The organism is Anaerosalibacter massiliensis (assembly GCF_024623155.1).
Lineage (GTDB): Bacteria > Bacillota > Clostridia > Tissierellales > Sporanaerobacteraceae > Anaerosalibacter > Anaerosalibacter massiliensis.
Map to the genome: position 1 here is coordinate 123532 of NZ_JANJZL010000005.1, position 22989 is coordinate 146520.

The 22989-nt window shown below is 28.5% G+C and carries 22 protein-coding genes, 2 tRNA genes and 1 riboswitch; of the genes, 4 read left to right on the forward strand and 20 right to left on the reverse strand.

The annotated features are described in order from the left end of the window. Window positions 1–234: 234 nt before the first annotated feature. From NSA23_RS09355 to gltX, 15 genes are all read right to left on the reverse strand, one after another. Entirely contained in the window at window positions 235–1689 is a 1455-nt protein-coding gene (locus NSA23_RS09355) for a sigma-54 interaction domain-containing protein (RefSeq protein WP_257490464.1), read from the reverse strand. Window positions 1690–2390: 701 nt separating this feature from the next. Further along, the gene (locus tag NSA23_RS09360; protein ID WP_042679299.1) at window positions 2391–2840 is read right to left on the reverse strand and encodes an Hsp20/alpha crystallin family protein; all 450 of its coding nucleotides are present in this window, start codon (window positions 2838–2840) and stop codon (window positions 2391–2393) included. A 240-nt stretch (window positions 2841–3080) separates the two neighbouring features. Continuing rightward, complete coding sequence (locus NSA23_RS09365) at window positions 3081–3224, reverse strand: hypothetical protein (protein ID WP_187116629.1); 144 nt, start codon at window positions 3222–3224, stop codon at window positions 3081–3083. 245 nt (window positions 3225–3469) lie between these two features. Then, window positions 3470–4531, reverse strand: coding sequence for a 1-aminocyclopropane-1-carboxylate deaminase/D-cysteine desulfhydrase (locus NSA23_RS09370; protein ID WP_042679300.1), 1062 nt, complete (start codon window positions 4529–4531; stop codon window positions 3470–3472). A gap of 75 nt (window positions 4532–4606) precedes the next feature. Beyond that, window positions 4607–4957 carry a DUF1622 domain-containing protein gene (locus NSA23_RS09375; RefSeq protein WP_081915162.1) on the reverse strand — a complete coding sequence of 117 codons (351 nt, stop codon included), beginning with the start codon at window positions 4955–4957 and terminating at the stop codon, window positions 4607–4609. Window positions 4958–5121: 164 nt separating this feature from the next. Then, a complete protein-coding gene (gene buk / locus NSA23_RS09380) occupies window positions 5122–6189 on the reverse strand; it encodes a butyrate kinase (protein WP_257490465.1) in 1068 nt (355 codons plus the stop codon). A gap of 30 nt (window positions 6190–6219) precedes the next feature. Next, the gene (hisC, locus tag NSA23_RS09385; RefSeq protein ID WP_042679303.1) at window positions 6220–7317 is read right to left on the reverse strand and encodes a histidinol-phosphate transaminase; all 1098 of its coding nucleotides are present in this window, start codon (window positions 7315–7317) and stop codon (window positions 6220–6222) included. 68 nt (window positions 7318–7385) lie between these two features. Further along, window positions 7386–8288 carry a bifunctional enoyl-CoA hydratase/phosphate acetyltransferase gene (locus NSA23_RS09390; RefSeq protein WP_042679304.1) on the reverse strand — a complete coding sequence of 301 codons (903 nt, stop codon included), beginning with the start codon at window positions 8286–8288 and terminating at the stop codon, window positions 7386–7388. A gap of 84 nt (window positions 8289–8372) precedes the next feature. Then, complete coding sequence (locus NSA23_RS09395; protein ID WP_042679306.1) at window positions 8373–8966, reverse strand: indolepyruvate oxidoreductase subunit beta; 594 nt, start codon at window positions 8964–8966, stop codon at window positions 8373–8375. A gap of 1 nt (window position 8967) precedes the next feature. Further along, the gene (gene iorA / locus NSA23_RS09400) at window positions 8968–10746 is read right to left on the reverse strand and encodes an indolepyruvate ferredoxin oxidoreductase subunit alpha (RefSeq protein ID WP_042679308.1); all 1779 of its coding nucleotides are present in this window, start codon (window positions 10744–10746) and stop codon (window positions 8968–8970) included. Window positions 10747–11062: 316 nt separating this feature from the next. After that, window positions 11063–12376 carry a branched-chain amino acid transport system II carrier protein gene (gene brnQ / locus NSA23_RS09405; protein ID WP_257490466.1) on the reverse strand — a complete coding sequence of 438 codons (1314 nt, stop codon included), beginning with the start codon at window positions 12374–12376 and terminating at the stop codon, window positions 11063–11065. A gap of 266 nt (window positions 12377–12642) precedes the next feature. Then, window positions 12643–14703 carry a sigma-54 interaction domain-containing protein gene (locus NSA23_RS09410; RefSeq protein WP_042679171.1) on the reverse strand — a complete coding sequence of 687 codons (2061 nt, stop codon included), beginning with the start codon at window positions 14701–14703 and terminating at the stop codon, window positions 12643–12645. A gap of 258 nt (window positions 14704–14961) precedes the next feature. Further along, window positions 14962–15036: transfer RNA gene (locus tag NSA23_RS09415), tRNA-Glu, on the reverse strand. An 11-nt stretch (window positions 15037–15047) separates the two neighbouring features. Further along, a tRNA-Gln gene (locus NSA23_RS09420) sits at window positions 15048–15122 on the reverse strand. Window positions 15123–15245: 123 nt separating this feature from the next. Continuing rightward, window positions 15246–16721 (reverse strand): glutamate--tRNA ligase, encoded by a 1476-nt coding sequence (gene gltX, locus NSA23_RS09425; RefSeq protein WP_042679169.1) that lies wholly within the window; start codon window positions 16719–16721, stop codon window positions 15246–15248. A gap of 256 nt (window positions 16722–16977) precedes the next feature. On the opposite strand from gltX, the gene NSA23_RS09430 reads away from it, so the two are divergent. Then, complete coding sequence (locus NSA23_RS09430) at window positions 16978–17187, forward strand: hypothetical protein (protein ID WP_042679167.1); 210 nt, start codon at window positions 16978–16980, stop codon at window positions 17185–17187. A gap of 255 nt (window positions 17188–17442) precedes the next feature. On the opposite strand, the gene NSA23_RS09435 is transcribed toward NSA23_RS09430, so the two are convergent. From NSA23_RS09435 to cobT, 5 genes are all read right to left on the reverse strand, one after another. Further along, window positions 17443–17625: a hypothetical protein gene (locus NSA23_RS09435; RefSeq protein WP_147524966.1), complete on the reverse strand. Its 183-nt coding sequence runs from the start codon at window positions 17623–17625 to the stop codon at window positions 17443–17445. Window positions 17626–17834: 209 nt separating this feature from the next. Then, complete coding sequence (locus tag NSA23_RS09440) at window positions 17835–18404, reverse strand: histidine phosphatase family protein (protein ID WP_042679164.1); 570 nt, start codon at window positions 18402–18404, stop codon at window positions 17835–17837. Beyond that, window positions 18395–19159, reverse strand: coding sequence for an adenosylcobinamide-GDP ribazoletransferase (gene cobS / locus NSA23_RS09445; protein ID WP_222704709.1), 765 nt, complete (start codon window positions 19157–19159; stop codon window positions 18395–18397). Before cobS ends, NSA23_RS09440 begins: the two co-directional genes overlap by 10 nt. Then, on the reverse strand, window positions 19129–19665 hold the full coding sequence (gene cobU, locus NSA23_RS09450; RefSeq protein ID WP_042679161.1) for a bifunctional adenosylcobinamide kinase/adenosylcobinamide-phosphate guanylyltransferase: 537 nt from the start codon (window positions 19663–19665) through the stop codon (window positions 19129–19131). The genes cobS and cobU overlap by 31 nt, the downstream gene beginning before the upstream one ends. A 4-nt stretch (window positions 19666–19669) precedes the next feature. Then, window positions 19670–20815 carry a nicotinate-nucleotide--dimethylbenzimidazole phosphoribosyltransferase gene (gene cobT / locus NSA23_RS09455; protein WP_246119169.1) on the reverse strand — a complete coding sequence of 382 codons (1146 nt, stop codon included), beginning with the start codon at window positions 20813–20815 and terminating at the stop codon, window positions 19670–19672. A gap of 16 nt (window positions 20816–20831) precedes the next feature. Further along, window positions 20832–20962, reverse strand: a riboswitch (cobalamin riboswitch). Between the two features lie 86 nt (window positions 20963–21048). Between cobT and NSA23_RS09460 the strand changes: the two genes are divergently transcribed. Genes NSA23_RS09460 through NSA23_RS09470 form a run of 3 tightly spaced genes read left to right on the forward strand, consistent with a single transcriptional unit; the run spans window position 21049 to window position 22968 of the window. Further along, entirely contained in the window at window positions 21049–21951 is a 903-nt protein-coding gene (locus tag NSA23_RS09460) for a DUF5685 family protein (RefSeq protein WP_042679159.1), read from the forward strand. Beyond that, window positions 21917–22474 (forward strand): J domain-containing protein, encoded by a 558-nt coding sequence (locus NSA23_RS16515; RefSeq protein WP_042679157.1) that lies wholly within the window; start codon window positions 21917–21919, stop codon window positions 22472–22474. The genes NSA23_RS09460 and NSA23_RS16515 overlap by 35 nt, the downstream gene beginning before the upstream one ends. Beyond that, the gene (locus NSA23_RS09470) at window positions 22465–22968 is read left to right on the forward strand and encodes a hypothetical protein (RefSeq protein WP_042679155.1); all 504 of its coding nucleotides are present in this window, start codon (window positions 22465–22467) and stop codon (window positions 22966–22968) included. The genes NSA23_RS16515 and NSA23_RS09470 overlap by 10 nt, the downstream gene beginning before the upstream one ends. The last annotated feature ends 21 nt before the right edge of the window (window positions 22969–22989 follow it).

A 22989-nucleotide genomic window follows, 5' to 3' on the forward strand; every position in this document is an offset into this window, starting at 1 on the left:
ATTTAACTATTTCGATTATTAATTTTTACCACCACCTATATAAACTATAAGAAACCTATATACTATAATTGCAATATCCATGCCTAAATCCATTTTTGAAATTTATAATATCAAAATGGCAATACTATCAGCTCTATAGGAGAATACATTTTTGAAACCATAAAATAAATTATTATTTCATTGCCAATATATTAACAACTAATGAATTTCTAGCATTTTCCCTATAAAACGTGTTTATTCTACATTTTCGATTTCATATTTTTTTATTTTATATTGTAAAGTTTGTCTTTTTATTTTTAATAATCTTGCTGCTTCTGAAACATTTCCATCAGTCATATACAGTGCTTCTGAAATAAGCTTTTTCTCAACTTCTATAATTCTTTCCTCATAATTTTTATCCTCATTGTATTTGAGAATTTTTTTCATCTTTCTTTTTTTATTTTCATTTATAATATGTTTTGGTATATGCCTTACTTCTATTTCATTTCCATCTTCAAGTTTAAGGTTAATCATAGACTGTATAACAACATTTTTTAATTCTCTTACATTACCCATCCAAGGATAGTTCATAAATATATCTTCAACTTTTGAAGATAATTTAATTGGTTTCATGTCTAAAAATTCAGAATTTTCTTTTATGAAGTGCCCACTTAAATACAATATATCTTCCTTTCTTGTTCTTAGCGGAGGAATTTCTATATAAATTTGAGATATCCTATAAAAAAGATCCTCTCTCAATTTTTTTTCATATACTAAGTTCAAAGGCTCTTTATTCACACTAGCTATCACTCTTACATCCACTTTTATGTCTTCTTGACCTCCAACTCTTCTTACATAGCCTTCTTCTATTGCTCTCAAGAGTTTAGCTTGAGGATGAATAGGCAAAGAATTTAATTCATCTAAGAAAATAGTTCCTCCATCTGCCAATTCAAATAATCCAGGTTTATTCTCTGCTCCAGTAAAGCTTCCTTTTACAGTTCCAAAAAATATGGATTCTAAAAGGTTTTCTGGAATAGCAGCACAATTTTGTGCTATGAAAGGTTTATTTTTTCTATAGCTTGCATTATGAATACTTTGGGCTAATATTTCCTTTCCTGTACCTGTTTCTCCAAATAAAAGTACATTATAATCATATTTAGAAACATCTTCTAGTCTTTCTATAGTTCTTTTTAGTTCAATATTCTTAGTTTTAAAATCTTGAAGATTATAAAAATCAACTCCCTTTTTTTCTTTTTCTTTTTTAAACACAGTATCTTTCAAACTATACCATCTATTAAAGGTCTTATATAAATTACCTATTGTGTCCATATCTAAGGCAAATTCAACAACTCCCTCTACTTCCCCATCTTTTACTATAGGAATATTAGTAACCATAGCATAAATTTGTTCCCCTTTATTATTCAAATAACTTTGAATATTGTCATATATGGGTTTACCTGTTTCAATACATTTAAACATTGTACTATTTTCATAATTAAAACTTGGAAAAACATCAAAAACAAAATTTCCAAGAACTTCTTCAGCACTTAAACCTTCCAACTCTTCCATGGCTTTGTTATAATAAATCATATTTCCCCTATTATCTATTATATCAATTCCTACATATATATTGTTAAAAATAATATCAAATAAATCTTCTTTTGAAATTAAAGAATTCTTATTTGATTTATATCTTTTAATTTCCTTCAATTTTTTCTCCTCCCCGTATCAATTTTTAACAAAATATCATATTATATTGCTTAAATCAAAATTCCTATTTTCAAATGATTTTAAATAAATCTAACACTAGTAAAAAGTGGATTATTTCTGTATATTTTGTAGAAAATTGCTTATTATAGGACTATATATATTTTATTATAAAAGTGAATAAAATCAATATTAATAGTTTAAAATAATTAGAATATACATAACTTTTAATACCTATTAATCTAGTTAATTACATAAAAAGACAGTAGTTTCTAAATTAGAAACTACTGTCTTTTCATATCTTTATGCCAATCCTGAAAACAAAGCTCCTATTCCATAAGCTAATGCTGCTGCTATTCCTCCAACTATGAGCATTTCAAGTCCTGATAAAAACCAATTTCTAAAAGTAGTTATAATTCCATCTAAGCCGCCATAAATTATACTTTATATATATTTTCCTCCACTTGTCTTATGTTTTTCCTCTGAAGTATGGAGTTTTTTCTTGTGTGCATCTATAGTAGCTTCTCTAGCTTTATCAATATCTCTTGAAATCAAAATACTTACTCCTCTCAGAATACAATTCATATTTTAAAAATATTACTTATATTATTTTTACCCACTATTTTAAAGTTTAAAAATCGGACAAAATATGAGATTGTATATAAAAAAATAAGACGGACTTAAATCCGTCTTATTTTTATAATTTATTCTATTTCTATTTGATTATTTTTAGATTGACTTGATTTATCCTTTGGCAATCTTACATATAAAATGCCATCTTCAAATTTAGCTTTTATTTCATCCTCTTTAATATTGTCTACATAAAAACTTCTTTGTAATCTTCCACTTCTTCTTTCTTTTCTAATATAATTTTCTCTTTCTTCGTTAATTTGTTCATCTCTTTCTACAGAAATTGATAAAATATCATCTCTAAGCTCTAATTTTATATCTTTCTTATCAGCTCCTGGAATTTCTGCCTCTACAATATATTCTTCATCCTTTTCCTTAATGTCTACTTTAATACCATCCATATTCATAAATGGAAAACTTTCTGGTGTGAAAAATTCTTCCATCATAGAATTAAATATTTGATTCATCTCCTTAAAACCTCTCATATTATTCATATTTCTTCTATATGGACTTAAGTCAAACATATAATACACACCTCCAAAATTTTATAATTATTTGACTTTGACTTTCTTTGACCTTCTGTATATATTATTACATTATTTTTTTATTATAGCAAATTCAATATATAATAATTATTATATGTCAACAATTATATTATGTAATTATTCATATTTATATCTATATTTCTCATTTTTTCACTTGTATTCTTGTATTATTGAATTTATATAAAAAAAACAGGTACATAATGTACCTATTATAAACACTTATTTTTTTTTATCTTCAGATAAATTTATATGTGTATAAAATTCTATAAACATTGAGTTTAATAATTTTTCTTTTCTGGAATATTTTATATTTGATCTGCCTATATTTCTATATTTTCTATCATGAGGATAAGGTATCAACATAATTTTTCGCCTCCTCAGATCCTTTGTTCTATATATATTATACCTTTTAAGAAGCTAATAATACAAATTTGGTATACCTTCACATTTTCTATACCAATTTAAACACAAATCCGATATTCAAATTAAGTATACTTCTTAATGTATTTCTTCAATTGACTCCCTATACCTCTTGGATGTAGTTTTTTTAACGTATTGTGCTATTTGATTGACAAAAGAGCCGTAGATTTAATCTACAGCTCCCTTTATTAATCAAATATTTTACCAACTATTTCTTTCTCTGCAAATAATGCTGTTCCTCCTCCTGTATGCCAAAATACTACTTTACTTCCTTGGGGGATTATTCCTTTTTCTACATAGTCTATAAGACCTGCCATAGCTTTTCCTGTATAAACTGGATCCAAAATAATTCCTTCTTTTCTCGCAAAATATTTTATAGCTTCAGAAGATTCTTCCGTTGGTATCTCATATCCCTTTCCGACATAGCTTGTATCTACCTTTACATCTTCTAAAGATATAGTTTCATTTACTCCCAATAGTTTTAATGCATCATTAGCCAACCCTGCTACCCTATTTTTATATTTTTCATCTTTAGGACTAGCTGCTATACCAATGACATTAGTATGAGAGTCAAGTAGACTTTCACCTGCCAATATTCCCGCTAATGTTCCTCCACTGCCAGCTGTAACAAATAAATTGTCTATATCCCCTATATGATTTTCTTCTAGTTGTACATATAGCTCTAAAACTGCTTTTGTAAAAGCTAATGTACCTACTGGAGTTGAACCTCCTATTGGAATTTCATAACAAAACTTACCTTCAGACTCTAATTTTTTAATCCTTTCTTTAGCCTTTTTATATCCAAGCTTTTCTCCTTCTTCTTCTGACATATCTTTTTTTAGTTCTATTATATTGGTTTCCGCTCCAAGAACTTTGTCTAGTAATAAATTACTTTTTAAATTTTCCATATCTGGAGATACTAATGCTAACAAATAAAGAATACAGTTTAAGCCTAATTTATTACAAGCTATAGCTGTTTGCATTGCGTGATTTGATTGGGTAGCTCCATGAGTAATTATATAAGTTGAACCTTTATCAATAGCATCTCCTAATAGAAATTCCAATTTTCTGATTTTATTTCCACCAAAAGTACTAGGACCTGTTATATCATCCCTTTTCAAATACAATTCTATACCTAATTCTTCAGAAATTTTTTCTACCTTGTATAAAGGGGTAGGGAAAAAACCTAGTTGAGCTTGAGATACACTTTCGAACAATTTTTGTTTTTCTAAAACTCTTTCCTTATTCATTAAATCCACATCCTCTTTTTTAGTTAATAAACTCTCTATATATATTTTATCACTTTATTCGGAAGTATTCTAATCTTAGTAGGTTCTTTCTTTATCTTTTTCTTCTTCAATCCCAGTTTTAATCTCCCAATGAATAACAAAAGTTAAGATTACTCTAAGTATAACTACAGCAGAAAGTATTATAAACTCATCTAATGTTCTAATTATGACTGTCTTTAAAATTTCAGCTGCCAATTTAAACTCTAAGCTTAAAGCTAATGCTTTTGCCAATTCAATTTTTAAACTTTCATTATTGAAGTTAAATCTACTTTTAATGAACCTAATAAAAGTCTTCATAGAAGCAAATACTATTATAAAAACACCTATAGTTTCTAAAATACCTGTTATATATGGTATTATCTTTTCTAAAAACATTTCTATTGTCAATTTTCTCTCTCCCTTTGTTTAGTTAGACCTTTTTCATCCAAGTTTACTTTAATATTATAACAAAAAAAGAAATAAAAATCTTTTTATATTGCTAGTTTCTAAAATTTAAAAGGAAGAGTATCTGCAGCTTACTCTTCCTTTTATCGGTCCAATATTAGGGAAAATTAAATTTCATATTCTCTAGCAGCTTCTTCTCCTTTTAGTACCCTAAGGGTGCCATAAGCTAAAGACTCCATTTCATTTTCTCCAGGCACAATTTCAACTGGTGCAATAAATTCTACACGTTTTTTAATCCATGAAACCATCATATCTGAATAGGCAATTCCTCCTGTCAAAATAATTACATCTACTTTTCCATCTATTACAGTCGCAAGTTCACCTATTCCTTTAGCAACCTGATAAGCCATAGATTCATATATTATTTTTGCTTTTTCATCTCCATTTTTAATCATTTTTTCTACTTCTCTAGCATCAACTGTATTGAGATAAGCTTTCAATCCACCATTTCCCCTCAATTTTCTTTGCATAGTTTTCTTATCATATTTACCTGAGAAACATAAATCTATAAGCTCCCTACAAGGTACTCTACCAGCCCTTTCAGGTGAAAATGGTCCTTCATCATCAGAAATTATATCTACTATACGCCCCTTTTCATGGACATTTAAAGATATCCCACCACCTAAATGAGCAATAACAAAATTCATATCTTGATATTTTTTACCATATTTCTTGGCTACTTTTATAGCTGTTGCTCTAGTGTTTAAAACATGACAAGTGCTTGTTCTTGGTATGTCAGGCATGCCAGATATACGAGCTATATCCTTTAACTCATCTGTTCTCACTGAATCATATATATAGGCCTTAACCCCAGCTATTTTTGCTATTTCATAAGCAATAGGTGCTCCTAGATTTGAAGCATGTTCCATTACAGGCCTATTTGAAAGAACATCAAGCATTGTTTCATTCACTATATAAGCTCCCGATTTTACTGTAGGAAGCATACCTCCCCTTCCTACAACAGCTGATAAATTACCTATATTATATCTATTTTCCTTTAAAAAGGATATTACTAAATCCTTCCTCATTTCAAATTGATCTATGGTTTTATCATATTTTTCTATTTTATCAATAGGGTGTTCAAGTGTTTCAGTAAAAACTTCATTTTCATTATCATATAAAGCTATCTTTGTGGAAGTTGAGCCTGGGTTAATAGCCAATATTTTATAGCCCATCTACAATACTCCTCTCTACTATATTAGTTTCTATTTATTTAATATTTCCTTTAGCTCAGTTAAAAATTTCTCTGTTTGTTCTACTGTTCCAGTACTAACTCTTAACCAATTATCCCATCCCCATAGATATCCTGGTCTTATTATTATTCCTCTTTTCATTAATTCTTCAAAAACTGTTTTTGAATGCATATTTACATTAACAAATATAAAATTAGCATTAGATTTTACATATTCTAAACCCAATTTATCAAATAAATTCTCCATTATATCTAATGATTTATAGTTTAATTCAACTGTTTTATCAATATGATCTTGATCTTCTAACGCACCTAATGCTGCAACTTGAGCGAATCTATTAACATTAAATGTACCTTTAACCTTACCCATTTCTGTAGCAATTTCTTCTGATGTAAGTACAAATCCTACACGTACAGCTGCTATTCCAGTAACTTTTGAGAAAGTCCTTAAAATTATAGTATTTGGTCTTTTCTTCAATATATCTAAAGTTTCTGGATAATCTGCATTAACTTTTGCATAATCATAATATGCTTCATCAAATATCAAAACAATATCTTCCGGAACATTTTCAACTAAATATTCAATTTCATCTTTCGTCATTATATTACCTAGAGGATTGTTAGGATTACATACATATATTAATTTAGTCTTTTCATTTATATTTTCAATAAATCCCTTAAAATCGTGTTTGTAATCTTTAAGGGGAATCTTTACTGGAATTCCTCCCATATGTAGCACTGTATTAGCATATATACCAAATGTAGTTTTAGCCATTATAGCTTCATCACCAGGATTTATAAATGTTTGAGCAATTACTTGTAGTATTTGTTCTCCTCCATTTCCAACAACTATATTATCACTTTTTAAGCCATATTTTTTAGCTAATCTTTTTCTTAATTCCATAGCTGAAGCATCAGGATAAATATTCATATTTTTGAGTTCATTCTTCACAGCTTCTATAGCCTTTGGTGATGGCCCTAGTTGATTCTCGTTAGAAGCTAATTTTATAACATCTTTCAATCCATATTCTTTTTTTACTTCTTCTATAGGTTTACCTGGAACATAAGGATTTAATTTGGATAATTCTTTCTTAAATAAATCTTTTGACATTATACCATTCTCCTTTATTATTCATTCTAGTCTCAAACCATATATAAATAAAATATATTCCTAACTTTTTAAGAAGCAGCTGCTGACAATACTAAAGATAAATATTTTTCTTCAGATGAAGAACCTCTTGATGTTAATACAATCGGAACTTTTGCACCTACTATAAATCCTGCCATTTTAGAATTAGCTGAATATATAAGACATTTACCTAAAATATTACCTGCAGTTATATTAGGAGTAACTAATATGTCTGCATCTCCTGCAACAGGACTATTAAAACCTTTTATTGTAGCCGACTCTTTATTCATTGCCAAATCATAAGATATTGGACCTTCTATAATACAATTTTGAATTTCTCCAGCTTCATTCATTTTCTTTAATTCTGCAGCATCAATAGCTTCTGGCATTTTAGGATTAACTTTTTCTACTGCAGCAAGAACTGCTACCTTAGGTTTTTCATAGCCAATAGATATTAAAGTATCCACTGCATTTTGAATTATTTGCTTTTTTTCTTCAAGGCCTGGATACATAACCATGCCACCGTCAGTAGTAACTAGCAATTTATGATAACTAGGTATTTCTTGAATTACAAAGTGAGACATTAATCTATCTGTTCTAAAACCTTTTTCTTTATCTACAACAGCTTTTAAGAGATCAGCAGTTTGAATCTTCCCTTTCATTATAAAATCTGCTTTATTTGTGTTAACTAACTCAACAGCCTTGTAAGCAGCATCACTTTCATTTTTAATATCCAAAATATATTCATCATTGAGAAAATAATTATTTTTACTTAAAATTTCATTAATTTCTGCCTTATCCCCTATTAATATAGGATCAACAATATTGTTTTCCCTAGCTTTAAATACTGCTTCTAATGTATGTTCATCATGTGCAGCCACTACAGCCACCTTTTTTTTATTTTCAAAACTACAAACTTTCTCTATTAATTCATCAAAATTTTTAATCACCATAACTACTCTCCTCATTGTTAAAATAATTGTTCAGCAAGAAAAACATATAGGCTTGCTGAACAATTTATTTTGAAATCTCTTAATTTATACTGCGCTCGCTTCAGCTATTGCGTTCATTCCAGCTTTAAAAGCTTCTATATTCACATGAACAAATTTTTCCTTTACTGTCTTTCTTATTACATCTCCCCAATCTATATCAGTAAGTCCCATAGCTTTAACTAATGCACCAAATAAAACAATATTCATAACCTTTGTGTTGCCTAAATCTTCTGCAATTTTTGCTGCATTTATTACACTGGTATTTGCTTTATCCTTAATTGTATCTATAACTCCTTCAGGATAATCTACTTTGCCCATAAGTATTGGAGCAGAAGGTATTTTGTAATCGTTTACCACAACTTTTCCATTAGGTTTTAAATAATCTAGCCATCTTAATGCTTCCATTGTTTCAAATGAAACTAATATATCTGCTTCTCCTTTACCTATAATAGGTGAAAAAACTTCATCTCCATACCTAACTTGAGTGGAAACACTACCACCTCTTTGAGCCATTCCATGAATTTCAGACATTTTTACATCATAACCTGCTTCAACAAGACCTGTTGACAAAACTTTGCTTGCTAAAATTGTACCTTGCCCACCTACTCCAACTAGCAATATACTCTTTGTATTAGTCATTTTATTCACCCACCTTGCTTATTGCTTTTACAGGACATACCTGCATACAAACTTCACAACCTATACATTGTGATTTATCAATACTTGATTTCTTAATTGTTTTATTAAATTGTATTGCTGGACATCCAGTATTTACACACATTTTACAACCAATACACTTGTCTTGATTTGCTTCACATTTTCTTAAATCATATTCAAATTCTTCTTTATCATGCTTAGATAATACTTTAAGTGCACAAGGCCATCTTGAAATAATTACTGATGGTTCATCAAGTTCAAATGCCCAATCAAATGCTTTTTTAAGTTCATCTAATTCTAATGGATTAACAGTTTTAACATGTTTAATTCCTAGGGCTTTAACTATATCAGGAATACTTGCCATATTAGTAGTTTCTCCTTGAAGAGTATATCCTGTACCTGGGTTATCTTGATGACCTGTCATGCCAGTTACCCTATTGTCGAGTATACAAGTGATAGTATTGCTTTTATTGTAAGTAATATCTAATAGACTAGTCATGCCTGAATGGAAGAATGTAGAGTCACCGATAACACTTACTACCCTCGTATCCTTATTATATTTATCATAAACCCTCTTAAATCCATGTCCTAAACTAACACTTGCCCCCATGCATATACAAGTATCCATCGCATTCAATGGAGGTGCTCCTCCTAAGGTATAACATCCTATATCGCCAGGTATCATTACATTTTTTCTTTTACCTAGCTCATAGAAAAATGCCCTATGTGGACAACCTGCACAAAGAGTTGGAGGCCTATTTACAACAATAGATTCATCATATTCTATTGTTGGTTTTTCTTCTTCAAATATAGATTTTTCAACAATTCCAGGATTAAGTTCCCATATATTAGTTATTTTTTCTTTACCTATACAATCAATACCAGCAGCTTTAATTTGTTCTTCCATAAATGGTTCTAACTCTTCTACTACATAAAGTGTTTCAACTTCATCAGCAAACTTCTTTATTTTTTCCATTGGAAGTGGATATGTAAATCCTAACTTTAAATATGATGCTTTATCCCCAAATACCTCTTTTGCATATTGATAGGCAACACCAGCAGAAATAACTCCTATCTTTTTATCATTCCATTCAATATAATTCAATTCAGTCTCATTAGAAAACTTTTCTAGCTTTTTAAGCTTTTTCTCTACTTTAACATGTAATTGTTGAGAAACAGCAGGTGCAGTATAAAATTTCTGCAAATCCCTTTTATAAGGTTTAATAGGAACTTCTTCCCTTTCACCAGTTTCAACTATAGATTTGCTATGGCATATTCTAGTGGTCAATCTCATCATAACTAAAGTATCAAATTTCTCACTTATCTCTATGGCAGACTTAACCATATCCTTAGCCTCTTGACTGTTACTTGGCTCTACCATTGCTACTTTTGCAAATTTTGCATAATATCTATTGTCTTGCTCATTTTGAGATGAATGTAAACTAGGATCATCTGCATTCACTAAAATCATTCCCCCATTAATTCCTGTATAACCTATAGTAAAAAATGGGTCAGCAGCAACATTCAAACCTACATGTTTCATTGTTACAAGCGATCTTGCTCCAGCAATAGATGCACCTAACGCAGATTCTAAAGCAACCTTTTCATTTGGTGCCCATTCTGCTATTACTTCTTTCTTATAAGGAGCAATATTTTCCAATATTTCTGTACTTGGTGTTCCAGGATAAGCAGCAGCAAAATGAATACCAGCTTCATAAACCCCAAGGGCTACTGCCTCATTTCCTGTCAATAACTTTTTCATTTATTGTCCTCCTTTGAAAATTCTATAAATTTTAAAAAATTGGAAACAATTAATTATGAAATCAATATACTCTTCCCTTAATATATTTCTATTTGGGATTCTAAAAATATATTAGTATTTGTACTAAAACTTTATTAATGCATTTTCTGTACCAATATATTTATTCACAATACATTTATTTTTTATATTTTATAGCTTGTAAATTCGTATTTATAGATATCATATATAGTATTATAATAAGCTTCTAAAAAAATAAATGGGTTAAAAGGTATAGCTTTACGATACCATTAAGCCCATTTATAATTATTAAATAACATCATTTTTTAGATGAAATATTTATCCCATTATTTTTATACTTTAACTTGCTATAAATCATGAATAAAACACTTAATACTATAGCTGGAACAATCCATGGAAATCCATTTTCATAAAGAGGTAATTTTTTTATTAATTTCATAGAACTATTTAGTATTTTAAATGTTTTATTTAGGTTTATAATAAAACTAACTATAAAAGCTCCTAAAACTGCACCTGTATAAGTAGCACCACTTGGAATATATTTATCGAATAATGTCATTAATATTAAAACTATAATAACTGGATATATTGTAGATAAAACCGGAACTGCTATACTAATCAAACCCTCTACACCAAGCAATGATAAGAAAAAGCTACATATTGTTACAGCTATAACCATGAATTTATAAGAAACTTTTCCATTGCTTATATCATTAAAATAATTTGCCGTAGTAGCAGTAAGACCTACTGAAGTAGTCAAGCAAGCTAAAGATACTACAATTGATATAGCAATTGCACCAGCAGAACCAAATAATTCATTTACTAATGCCAATAATAAATCAACTCTAGGCATATCAGGTCGAAATACGGAGCTACCTGTAGCTCCTACATATGTAAGTCCACCATATATAAATAATAATAAGGCACCTGCGACTAGCCCTGCTCTATTAGTCATATATTCTTGTTCTTTTCTATCTTTATATCCTCTAAAAGTTAAATCTGTTAATACTATACCTGCCATTAAAGATGCTCCTAATGCATCCATTGTTTGATAACCTTCTTCAAAGCCTATTAAAAAATAATTATTAGGTTCTGGCTCTATCCTCGAACCAATAGGGTTTACTATACTTGTGATTATTATGATAGTAAGTATAATTAATAATGCCGGAGTCAAGTATTTCCCAATTTTATCAATTACATTACTTTGATTCACTGCTAATAAATAAGTAAGTACAAAAAATATTATAGATGTTATTATAAGTGGTATGCTAGATAAAGTAGGCTGTATAGCTATCTCATGTGTAGTTGCTGCAGTTCTTGGTATTGAAAACAAAGGTCCAACAACTAAAATAGAAATTGCTCCTAAAGTCCTAGAAAAAGTGAGACTTACTCTTTTTCCAAGATCTTCAGCTTTTCCACCTGCCTTAGATGTCGCAATAATACCAAGGATTGGTAGAACTGGGTCTGTAAGTAAAAAACCAAATGCTGCTAAAGCCCAATGCTTTCCTGAAACAACACCTAGACTAGGTGGAAAAATTAGATTACCAGCACCGAAAAAAATTGCAAACAATGCAAAGCCTACTATGAAAATATCCTTTCTCTTCTTCGTCAACTACATTCACTCTCCTTTTTATTGTATTTGTATTAAATTCTCTTCTACTCTATTTATTAAAATATCCAAAATATATTACTAAAACTTTATTATTTTATTAATTAATATTAATTAATCTATTTCTTATACCAAGTATTTTTAATAATTATACAATCTAAGTCTTTATAATCTATTAACTATAAATAAACTTATATAAATATTATTATAATAATTTGATAATATCTATATAAAATAAATGGATTAAAAGGTAAGATATTTTATACCTTTCAACCCATTTGTAAATATCTTAATGCACGTATTCCATATTCTGTTATGACAGTTCCACTTCTTCCTTTAAATATTTCTACCATTGAAAACTTTTCAAGGTTTACTAATATACTCCTTATTTCCTGTTCGCTGATGAATACTTCTTTTTCTTTTGCTATCTGATGAATACTTCTTCTTCCTAATCTTCTATTATCAATGTATCCTTTTTCTAATTCTTCTAATACAAAAATATATTTTCTTATATTATTGCCAGCAGCTTCCAAAAAACTTACCATCAGTCTTTTTTCATATTGATTTTCAAATTCATTATCTGTACTTTCTTCATAATCAAAAGGGAAGTTTTTTGCATCTATTTCTTTTAAATCTAAGTTTACAAAGTATTCAACATAATTTCTTAATTCTCTTACATTTCCATTCCAACTATAATTTAATAACAATTCCTTTGCTTTTTCAGTTAATGTAAAATCACTTTTAAATTCCTTTTTAAATTCTTCTATAAGAACTAGTATATCTTCTTTTCTAACTCTTAAAGGAGGTATTCTTAATGGAAGTACATTTAATCTATAATATAAATCTTCCCTAAATTCTCCTTTTTTCACCATGTTTTTTATATTGTTATTAGTGGCAGCTATTATTCTAACATCTACATCTATCATCCTATTTCCACCTATTCTTATTATCTCCCTTTCTTCTAAAACCCTAAGAAGTTTTACCTGGAGATCCATAGACATTTCAGTAATTTCATCTAAGAATAAAGTGCCTTTGTGAGCTAATTCAAAAAGCCCTGATTTTCCACCTTTCTTTGCACCAGTGAAAGCTCCTTCTTCATATCCAAATAATTCACTCTCTAAAAGATTTTCTGGAATGGCACCACAATTTACAGCAACAAATTGATAGTTTTTTCTTGGTGAAGTATTGTGAATAGCTTGGGCAAATAGTTCTTTTCCTGTTCCAGTTTCTCCTGTGATTAATATTGAGGAATTAGATTTTGCCATTCTTCTTCCTATTTTTTTACATTTTACAAGAGCATCACTTTCACCAATTATATCATCAAAACTATATTTTGCCTTATGGCCCTTTCCAATTAACTGTTTTCTTAATATATGCTGTTTTTTTTCAGTATCACTATATTTTCTTATTATAGAAATAGCTCCATATAGCTTTTTCGAGTGTATTAAAGGATTAACTGAAGCAACAACATCATATCCATTGATTCTAACAAGTTTTTCTTCTACTGATCTTAAACTTTTAAGAACACATTTAAAAGGTATTTGTGGAAATAATTCTATTCCATTTTTATTAATAATTTCATCTTCTCTAATCCCTATTACTTCTTCAGCAATATCATTATAAAGGAATATATTGCCTTCAGGTTCAATGCCAATAACTCCTGCATCAGTTACTTGAAGTAATATATCAAGTTGGCTTTCCCGACTATTTGTTACTCTTAAGATTTCTGCTAAACCAAAATTAGCCGTTTCAACTTCTCTATAACTTCTTCCAATATCTTGTCTATTTAACATAGACATTAAATCGAATTTCATTCCAATATCAATTATTGTATTAAAATCTAATAAACTATTCCCTATATTGATAATCTCTTTTGCTGTATTTGGTATATAATCAGATTGTCCTAAAATAATTACAATTTTATCTTGGATATCTTTTTCTTGTATTGACCAATAGGATTTTAAATTAATATGGTTTACACCTAATTGATAAATTACTGAAATCATTTGTTCAGTCATTCCAGGACTTTCATCAATTAATATTACTTCCTCATCTTCTTTAATATTCATTATCTTCTCTAATCCTAATTTAGATATTGTCCTACTAGCAAATACTAGATCGCATTTACTCCTTATGTACTTCTTGATTTTTCCAAACATATGATAGGAAGGCATAAGTATTACATCTGCATATATGCCTTTTTCAATTTTAGGATCATCTATGTAAATTTTTTTAACTTCAATTTTTTCTGCAAATAAGCTCCTTATCTGTGCATAATAGGAATTGACTGATTCTATACTGTAACTTGCTATCGCTAAGATTTTCTCCACAGAATCACTCCTTATAATTCTTATGGAACTAATTTCATACTATAAAATTAATAAATATCTCCAAAATAATAATTATCAATTTTTATTATATAATATATATGGCATCAATTGATAATATAATTGTTTTTTTGTTAAGAAGTCAAATAATCTTCTGAATTATCTGATAATTAATAGAGTTTATTAAAATAAAAAATCAAAATATACTTTCTCCATTAAATTAAAAAAGAATATATTTAAATATATTCTTTTTTAATTTAATGGTAGCCCCAAGGAGAATCGAACTCCTGATTCTGCCGTGAGAGGGCAGCGTCTTAACCTCTTGACCATGGGGCCCTATTTATTTTTGGCTCCGGGACTAGGGCTCGAACCTAGACTATGTGATCCAGAGTCACAGGTGCTACCAATTACACCATCCCGGATCATGAGCAACTACATTAGTATTATACTCCTTTTTTTAAAATATAGCAATATTATTTTCTATTTTTTAAAAACATACTTCTATTCGTTTTTAAATAAATACTAAATAGAAGTATGCCACTAATTTATTCCAAAACATTTTCATTTATATAATCTATAGCCTTATCCATTCTTTTAATACAAGTTTCCTTTCCTAAGACAGAAATAATATCAAAGAGACTAGGTCCTACAGTCCTTCCAGATATTGCAAGCCTTGTAGGATGTATAATATCTCCTCCCTTAATTCCTAACTCATCTATTAAATCTCTATAAACTTTTTCTACTGTGTCTACATTAAAATTAGGAGCATTTTTTAAAGCTTCTTTTCCTCTTTCAAGTATTTTAACTACACCATCTTTAGTAAATCTTTTCTTTACACCTTTTTCTTCATATTCATCTATATCCTTAAAAAAATAACTACTAGCATCTGAAATTTCAGGGAGCAATTTAACTTTCTCTCTTACAATATCTACTACTCTTTTTATATATTCATATTTTTCTTCAATATCATTACTTTCAATCAATCCATCTTCAACAAGATAAGGTAGAGCCTCTTTAGCTATATATTCTAAATCTGATCTTGTCAAATATTGTCCATTCATCCAGCTAAGCTTCTTTGTATCATATATAGCTGCTGTTTTGGTTACTTTATCTAACGAAAACTTTTCAATTGTTTCCTCCATAGAAAATATTTCTTCATTACCTCCTGGAGACCATCCTAGCAAGGTCAAATAATTTACTAATGTTTCTGGTAAGTATCCATTTTCTTTAAACTCTTCAACAGATGTAGCACCATGTCTTTTACTTAACTTACTCCTATCTGGAGCTAATATCATAGGTAAATGGGCAAACTTTGGTACTTCGTAACCTAATGCTTTATAAGTTAAAATTTGCTTTGGAGTATTAGATAAATGTTCTTCCGCTCTTATTACATGGCTAATTTTCATAGCATAATCATCTATTACACAAGCAAAATTATAAGTAGGTATACCATTAGATTTCATAATTATATAATCATCTAATTGGGTATTGTCAACTACTACTTTTCCTCTAATTAAATCTTCTATTTCAGTACTTCCATCTCTAGGCATTTTAATCCTTATTACATAGGGTTTTCCTATTTTTAAATTTCTTTCTACTTCCTCTTTTGATAGATGACTACATTTTCCTGAATATCTATATGGAAGTTTATTTTTCCTTTGTTCTTCTCTTTCTTTTTCTATATCATCTTCAGTACAAAAACAATAATAAGCTTTCCCCTCGTTTAGAAGTTTTTTTATTTCATCTGTATATAAATTTATTCTTTCTGATTGAAAATAAGGTCCGTACTCTCCTCCTATTTCTGGTCCTTCATCCCAATCCATTCCTAGCCATTTCATACTAGATAATATTTGAGATATAGAATCCTCTTTAAGCCTTTTTTTATCTGTATCTTCTATTCTTAAGATAAACTTCCCGTTATTTTTCTTTGCAAAATAATAATTGAACAATGCCGTTCTAGCTCCTCCTACATGTAAATATCCCGTAGGACTAGGAGCAAATCTGACTCTTACTTCCACCATAAATACATCTCCTTTCAAATAGCTATAACTATTATATCATTAATATTATTTTTAATATAATTTTATAAAATATAAAATTATATTAAAAAATAACCTCTTAACTTAAAAAAGTTGTGAAATAGCCAAATAATCTACAAATTGTTCTTGCTTCAAAGTACTAAACACATTGACTTTATGATATAATATAAATATCTAGAAAAATTTTACAGCATACTAGAATTATAAACTAAATTAACAAAACGAAAGGAAAATATTTATGAAAAAAGTAATGAAATGGTTAGGTATTATATGGGCAGTAATATTAGGTATAGAAATAATTGCTCGTGTTCTTATGGTATCAAATAATGGATTTATGATAATTATTCCTTTTTGGATAAGATATATTATGTTCATTATAATTCATGCAATTATGGTTTCTAAAATTGGGTACAAAAAAAGCATTACTGTTATTATAATTTCATTTTAGCATTTACATCATATTCATTTTATACATATTATTTAACTTCAATAAGATATAATCTAAGTATAATCGATCAAATAAAACCTTCTATAATAAAATCTCTTCGTTATTATTTAATTCCAGCTATTGTAGGTACAATATTCTCTTCTCTTTTATGTCCTAAAGAAAAATAATTAAATTATAAAAACTAAAAACCTTATATTATTAATATTAACAATATAAGGTTCTCTAAAGTGTTGCCAAATCTCCTCCCCAGCCAGCTCAAAATTCAGGAACTCCCAATACTCTTGCATATCCTTGAATTGTCGCAGCTAAATGGGGTAAATCAATTTCCCCTCCAAAATCATCTAAAATTCTATGTGATTCTTTACCACCACTTTCTTTAGCAATATACTTTAAGAAATATTGATGTAATATTGACTCTTTTTCTTCCATATATTTCACAAAAACTAAATCAGGTTCTCTATTAAATAAAAAAGAGGTAAGCTTGTATTTACCTACCTCTTTTTTATTTTACTTTAGTCTACTAACATAATTTAAATTCTCTATTTTAACTTTCATATTTCACTTTCTATTGTAAATAATTTTACTAATTTTCTGATTGTTTCTCTTGCTTTAATTATAATTTAAAATAAGCACAGAATAGTCTGTGCTTAGAATATATTGTTTATACCTTTTATATATTTATAATCATTTTCTACTGCAATAATGGTTATGCCTCCATTTTTAATCTTGAACCTATAGAAATGTTCAGCATTATCAAATATCCAGCATAATGCACATCTTATAACGCCTTCATGGGTAATTACTAATATATCTTTATCTTCTTCAATCCTATTATTCAAAAAATCTGCTGTCCTATTATATAAATCCAATAGACTTTCTCCCTCAGGCATTTTATATCTTACATGGTCTTTGAGCCAATAAACCATTTCTTCTGGATATAGTTTTTTAACTTCCTCATAAGTCTTACCTCTAAATAGTCCAAAATCTATTTCTTTAATTCTTTCATCAAAAATTCCTTCTACTCCTAGTATTTTTGATGTTTCTATAGTTCTTTTAAGTGGACTTATATAAATATTTTCAAAGGAAAGTTTTTTTATTTGCTTTTTCGTTTCAACTATTTGTTTTTTTCCTTTTTCAGATAAAGATGTATCTAAACTTCCATAGATACCTTTTTTATTCTCTAATGTTTCACCATGTCTAACAAATATTATATCCATTTTAGCACCCCTGCAAAAGTTATGAGAGATATTATCTCTGTAGTTTCGATAGTTGCACCATAAACATCTCCAGTAAATCCTCCAATAGTTTTGTAAGTCTTTAAAGTAACTAACAATGCCCATAATATTGATGCTACTAAAGGTATTAAAAACAATGGATTCACAAGAAAAACAATTATACTATATAATATTCCTCCAGCTATAGCATAACTTCTAGGATTGCTACTGGCTAGCATATCTCCTAAACCACCTGGTCTAGCAATTTTGGCAAAAGACATAAGTAGCACTGACATAAATCTAGCATTGGCACAAGAAAATGCTAAGTATAGTGGAATATTTCCCTCTATATTAGATATGAGAATATATTTAAATAATATATCAAGTATTATAGCCACCACACCATAAGTCCCTGCTCTACTATCTTTCATTATTTCAAGTATTCTCTCTCTATCCCTAGCAGAGTAGAAACCATCAAAAGTATCTCCTATACCATCTAAATGAAGTCCTCCCGTCGTTATTATAATACTTAGTACAGCTATGAAAGAAGCTATATCTTTATTTATATAGGAAAAAATATAATAAAAAAGACCAGCAATTCCACCTATAATCATACCTGTAAACGGATAAAAAAAAGTGCTTTTCCTTAAATTTTCCTCATTAAAATCTACTGCTATATTTATAGGTATTCTAGATAAAAATTGTATAGCAAGTATTAAGCCCTTTATCACTTTATCTTCACTGGTATGCCACAACATACCAAATAAACTTCATTAGAAATAGAAGCTATCCTTTGATTTACTCTTCCTTGAACATCTCTAAAAACTCTTCCTATATGACTTTCTGGTACTAATGAAGAACCTATCTCATTTGTAACTAGTACTAAATTATAATTTTCATCATTTATTTTATTTATAAGCTTATTTAATTCATTAACAACTGTATCTTCTACTTTTTTTTGAAGTTCTATTGATATTCTTTCTTCATCTTTGGTTAAATCATACATTATATTTGATGTAAGGACTGTTACACAGTCTAATAAATAATTTTCTTCTTTCCCTATTGCATTATCTAAATCATAATTTCCCTCAAAGGTTCTCCAATAGCTAGGCCTAGATTTTTTATGAAGAATAACCCTATCTTCCATTTCCTTGTCCATTACCTTAGATGTAGCTATATAGACTACATCTTTTTTATTTTCATATTGTTTTTCAGCAAAGGAGCTTTTTCCACTCCTTGCTCCACCTGTCACAAGTATAATCATATTATCACCTAATATCTATTAATACATCTTTATTAAGAGTTGATTGTTCAAAAGTAGCTAGATTATCCATTATATAAAGAGCCGAATCTATAATCTGAAATGCTAAAGGACAACCTGAACCTTCTCCAAGCCTCATTTCAAGGTTAAGCATTGGTTTAAGTCCTATTTCCTCCATCATATACATAGCTCCTGGCTCTTTTGAAAGATGAGATGGAAATAAATAATCCTTTACTATAGGGTTTAGCCTAACTGCACATAATGCTGCTGCCGATGAAATAAATCCATCTATAACTATCGGTTTTCTATTTTTTGCTGCTGAAAGAAAACAACCACATATCCCAGCTATGTCAAACCCTCCTACTTTTGAAATAACATCTAAAGGATCATTTTTGTCTGGCTTATTTATTTCTATAGCTTTTTTTACAGCATTTTTCTTTCCTTCATATTGGTCATCTGTTAGGCCTGAACCTTTTCCACAAGTAATATCTGGACTCAATCCTGAAAATACAGATAATACTGCTCCACTAGTAGTAGTGTTTCCTATACCCATTTCTCCTGTTCCTAGTATATCATATCCTTCACTATAAAGTTTATCCGATATTTCTATTCCTACCTCTATAGCCTTTATAGCTTCTTCACGAGTCATACTTGGTTCCTTTGTCATGTTTTTGGTTCCATATGCAATCTTTTTATTTATAACTTTAGGATTATCTATATCTGCATTTACACCTATATCTACAGTAGTTACATGGGAGTTTATAAGTTCAGAGAGGACAGTTACACCAGTATATCCTCTAGTAAGATTTTCAGTAAGTACTTTTGTAAACCATTGAGGGCAAGCACTAACACCTTCTTCTACTACTCCATTATCAGCACACATAACCACTATATTTCTTTTATCCATTTTGTTATGTACTTTTCCTGTTATTCCTGCCATTCTTATAGCTATATCTTCTAAAACTCCTAAACTACCTATAGGCTTGGTTAAGTTATCCATTCTTTCCTTAGCCTTCTTCTTTGCTTCTTCATCTACAGGCTTTATAGCTTCTAATGTTTCTTTTAATAGCTTCATGAAATCCCTTCCTTCTTTGAAAAAATATTTAGAAAATAAAAAAACTACCTCTGGAGGTAGAATAAATCTAAAACGCATAAAACTTCCCTCCGAAGTTTTAGCATATATTAATTAAGGTAATCTGGCTTACGATTCATTTAATCGTTTACAGTAGCGGGGGCTGCAGTGGATTCACACCACTTTCCCTTGTTTTTTATCTTACAAATTTTATTATATATCTTATTATTTTTTCAGTCAAATATTTGTTTCTAATTGAATCAGATTTTTTAGTATGATATATTATGACTGAAAGTAAACTTAAGGAGAATATTATGTTTGGTTATGTCATCCCCTATAAAATGGAACTGAAAATAAAAGATTATGAAAAGATCAAAGCTTATTATTGTGGACTTTGTAGAAATATAAAGTATAATTTTGGAAATGTTCCTAGAATTACATTAAATTATGATACAACTTTTCTAGCTATATTATTAGATTCTTTCAATGGCAATGAAGAAAAATATATAAAAAGAAATTGTATACTCCATCCAATTAAGAAAAGAATATTTTTAGTAGATAATGAGCCTTTAAGATATGCTTCTTATTTGAATATTATTTTAACTTATCATAAATTATTGGATGATGTTATAGATGACAAAACTATTAGAAGTAGAGTTTTTTCATCTATATTTAAAACTTATTTAAATAAAATACCCGAAAATTTTCAACAAATTGAGAATAATATAAAAGAAAATCTAAATAAACTTTATTATCTTGAAAAAAGTAAAAATATAGATAGCCTAGATGAATTAAGTCATCCTTTTGGTGAATTAACAGCCTATACTATACTATCTTATATAAATAATAAAGAATATGATGAATCATTATACCATTTAGGATATAATCTCGGAAAATGGATTTATATAATAGATGCTTATGATGATTTAGAAAAGGATATAAAAAATAATGAATTTAATGGAATAAATTTAATTTTAAATAAAAAAAATATACCTTATAAGGATTTTGTAAAAAGTACAAATAAAAGAATACATTTCATTTTAACTTCCTATGCTAGAGAATGTAGCAGAGCATTTGAAAAATTGCCTATAGAAAAAAATAGGGATATATTATTTAATGTTTTTAATTTTGGACTTCTAGCACAGATAGAAAAAGTGTTTGAAACTAAGGAGATGAAAACAAATGAAAGATCCTTACGAAATATTGGAAATAAATAAAAATGCAACAGAAAGTGAAATAAAACAGGCTTATAAAAAACTTGTAAAAAAATACCACCCAGATAAATTCATAGACAATCCTTTAAGAGAGTTAGCTGAGGAGAAATTAAAAGAAATAAATGATGCCTATAATTTTCTTATGAGCAATAGAAATAATAATTTTTCAGAGGAAGAATTATTATATAGTGCAAGAATTGATATTCAGAATGGAAACTTAGCTGAAGCTGAAAGAAAATTAAATATGGTAAATAAAAAAACAGGAGAATGGTATTTCTTAATGGGAATATTAAACCAGAATAGAGGATGGTATGATGCAGCCTATAGTAATTTAGAAACAGCTTGTTCTATGAATCCTGGAAATAGAGAATATAATAATGCTTTCAATTCCCTATTTAGAAGAAATGATAACTACAGAAAACCTTATAATAATAGAGATCATAATATATGTAATATTTGTGCAACCCTTTATTGTTTAGATTGTCTATGTGAGTGTATGGGGGGAGACTTTATATCATGTATTTAAATAATAAAAGTAAGGCTATAGCATATGGTGGCCTCCTTACAGCATTAAGTATCATTTTTATTTATTTAAGTACTATTTTACCCTATAATAAATTGTTAATGCTTTTTTTATCTGCCTTAATAATTCCTATTGGATTAATATTAACTGGTACCAAAAATAGTTTATACATATATATTGCTTCTTCTATTTTATCTACAGTGCTATTAGGAATGAGAGGAAATATACTATTTTATATATTATTTTTTGGTCCCTATGGAATAATAAAGAATCTTATAGAAAAAACTAATAATATTTTAATAGAGATTGTCTTAAAGTTAATATACTTTAATATTACATTCTTCTTGATTTATAAATTATATGAATTATTTATTGGCAATCCTATAAATACTAATATGTCTATGAAAAATTTAATAATATTTGTACAACCTATTTTTTTATTATTTGACTACTTTTTAACACTATATATAAATAAATTAAAAAAGTATAGGATTTAATCTAACCCTATACTTTTTTAT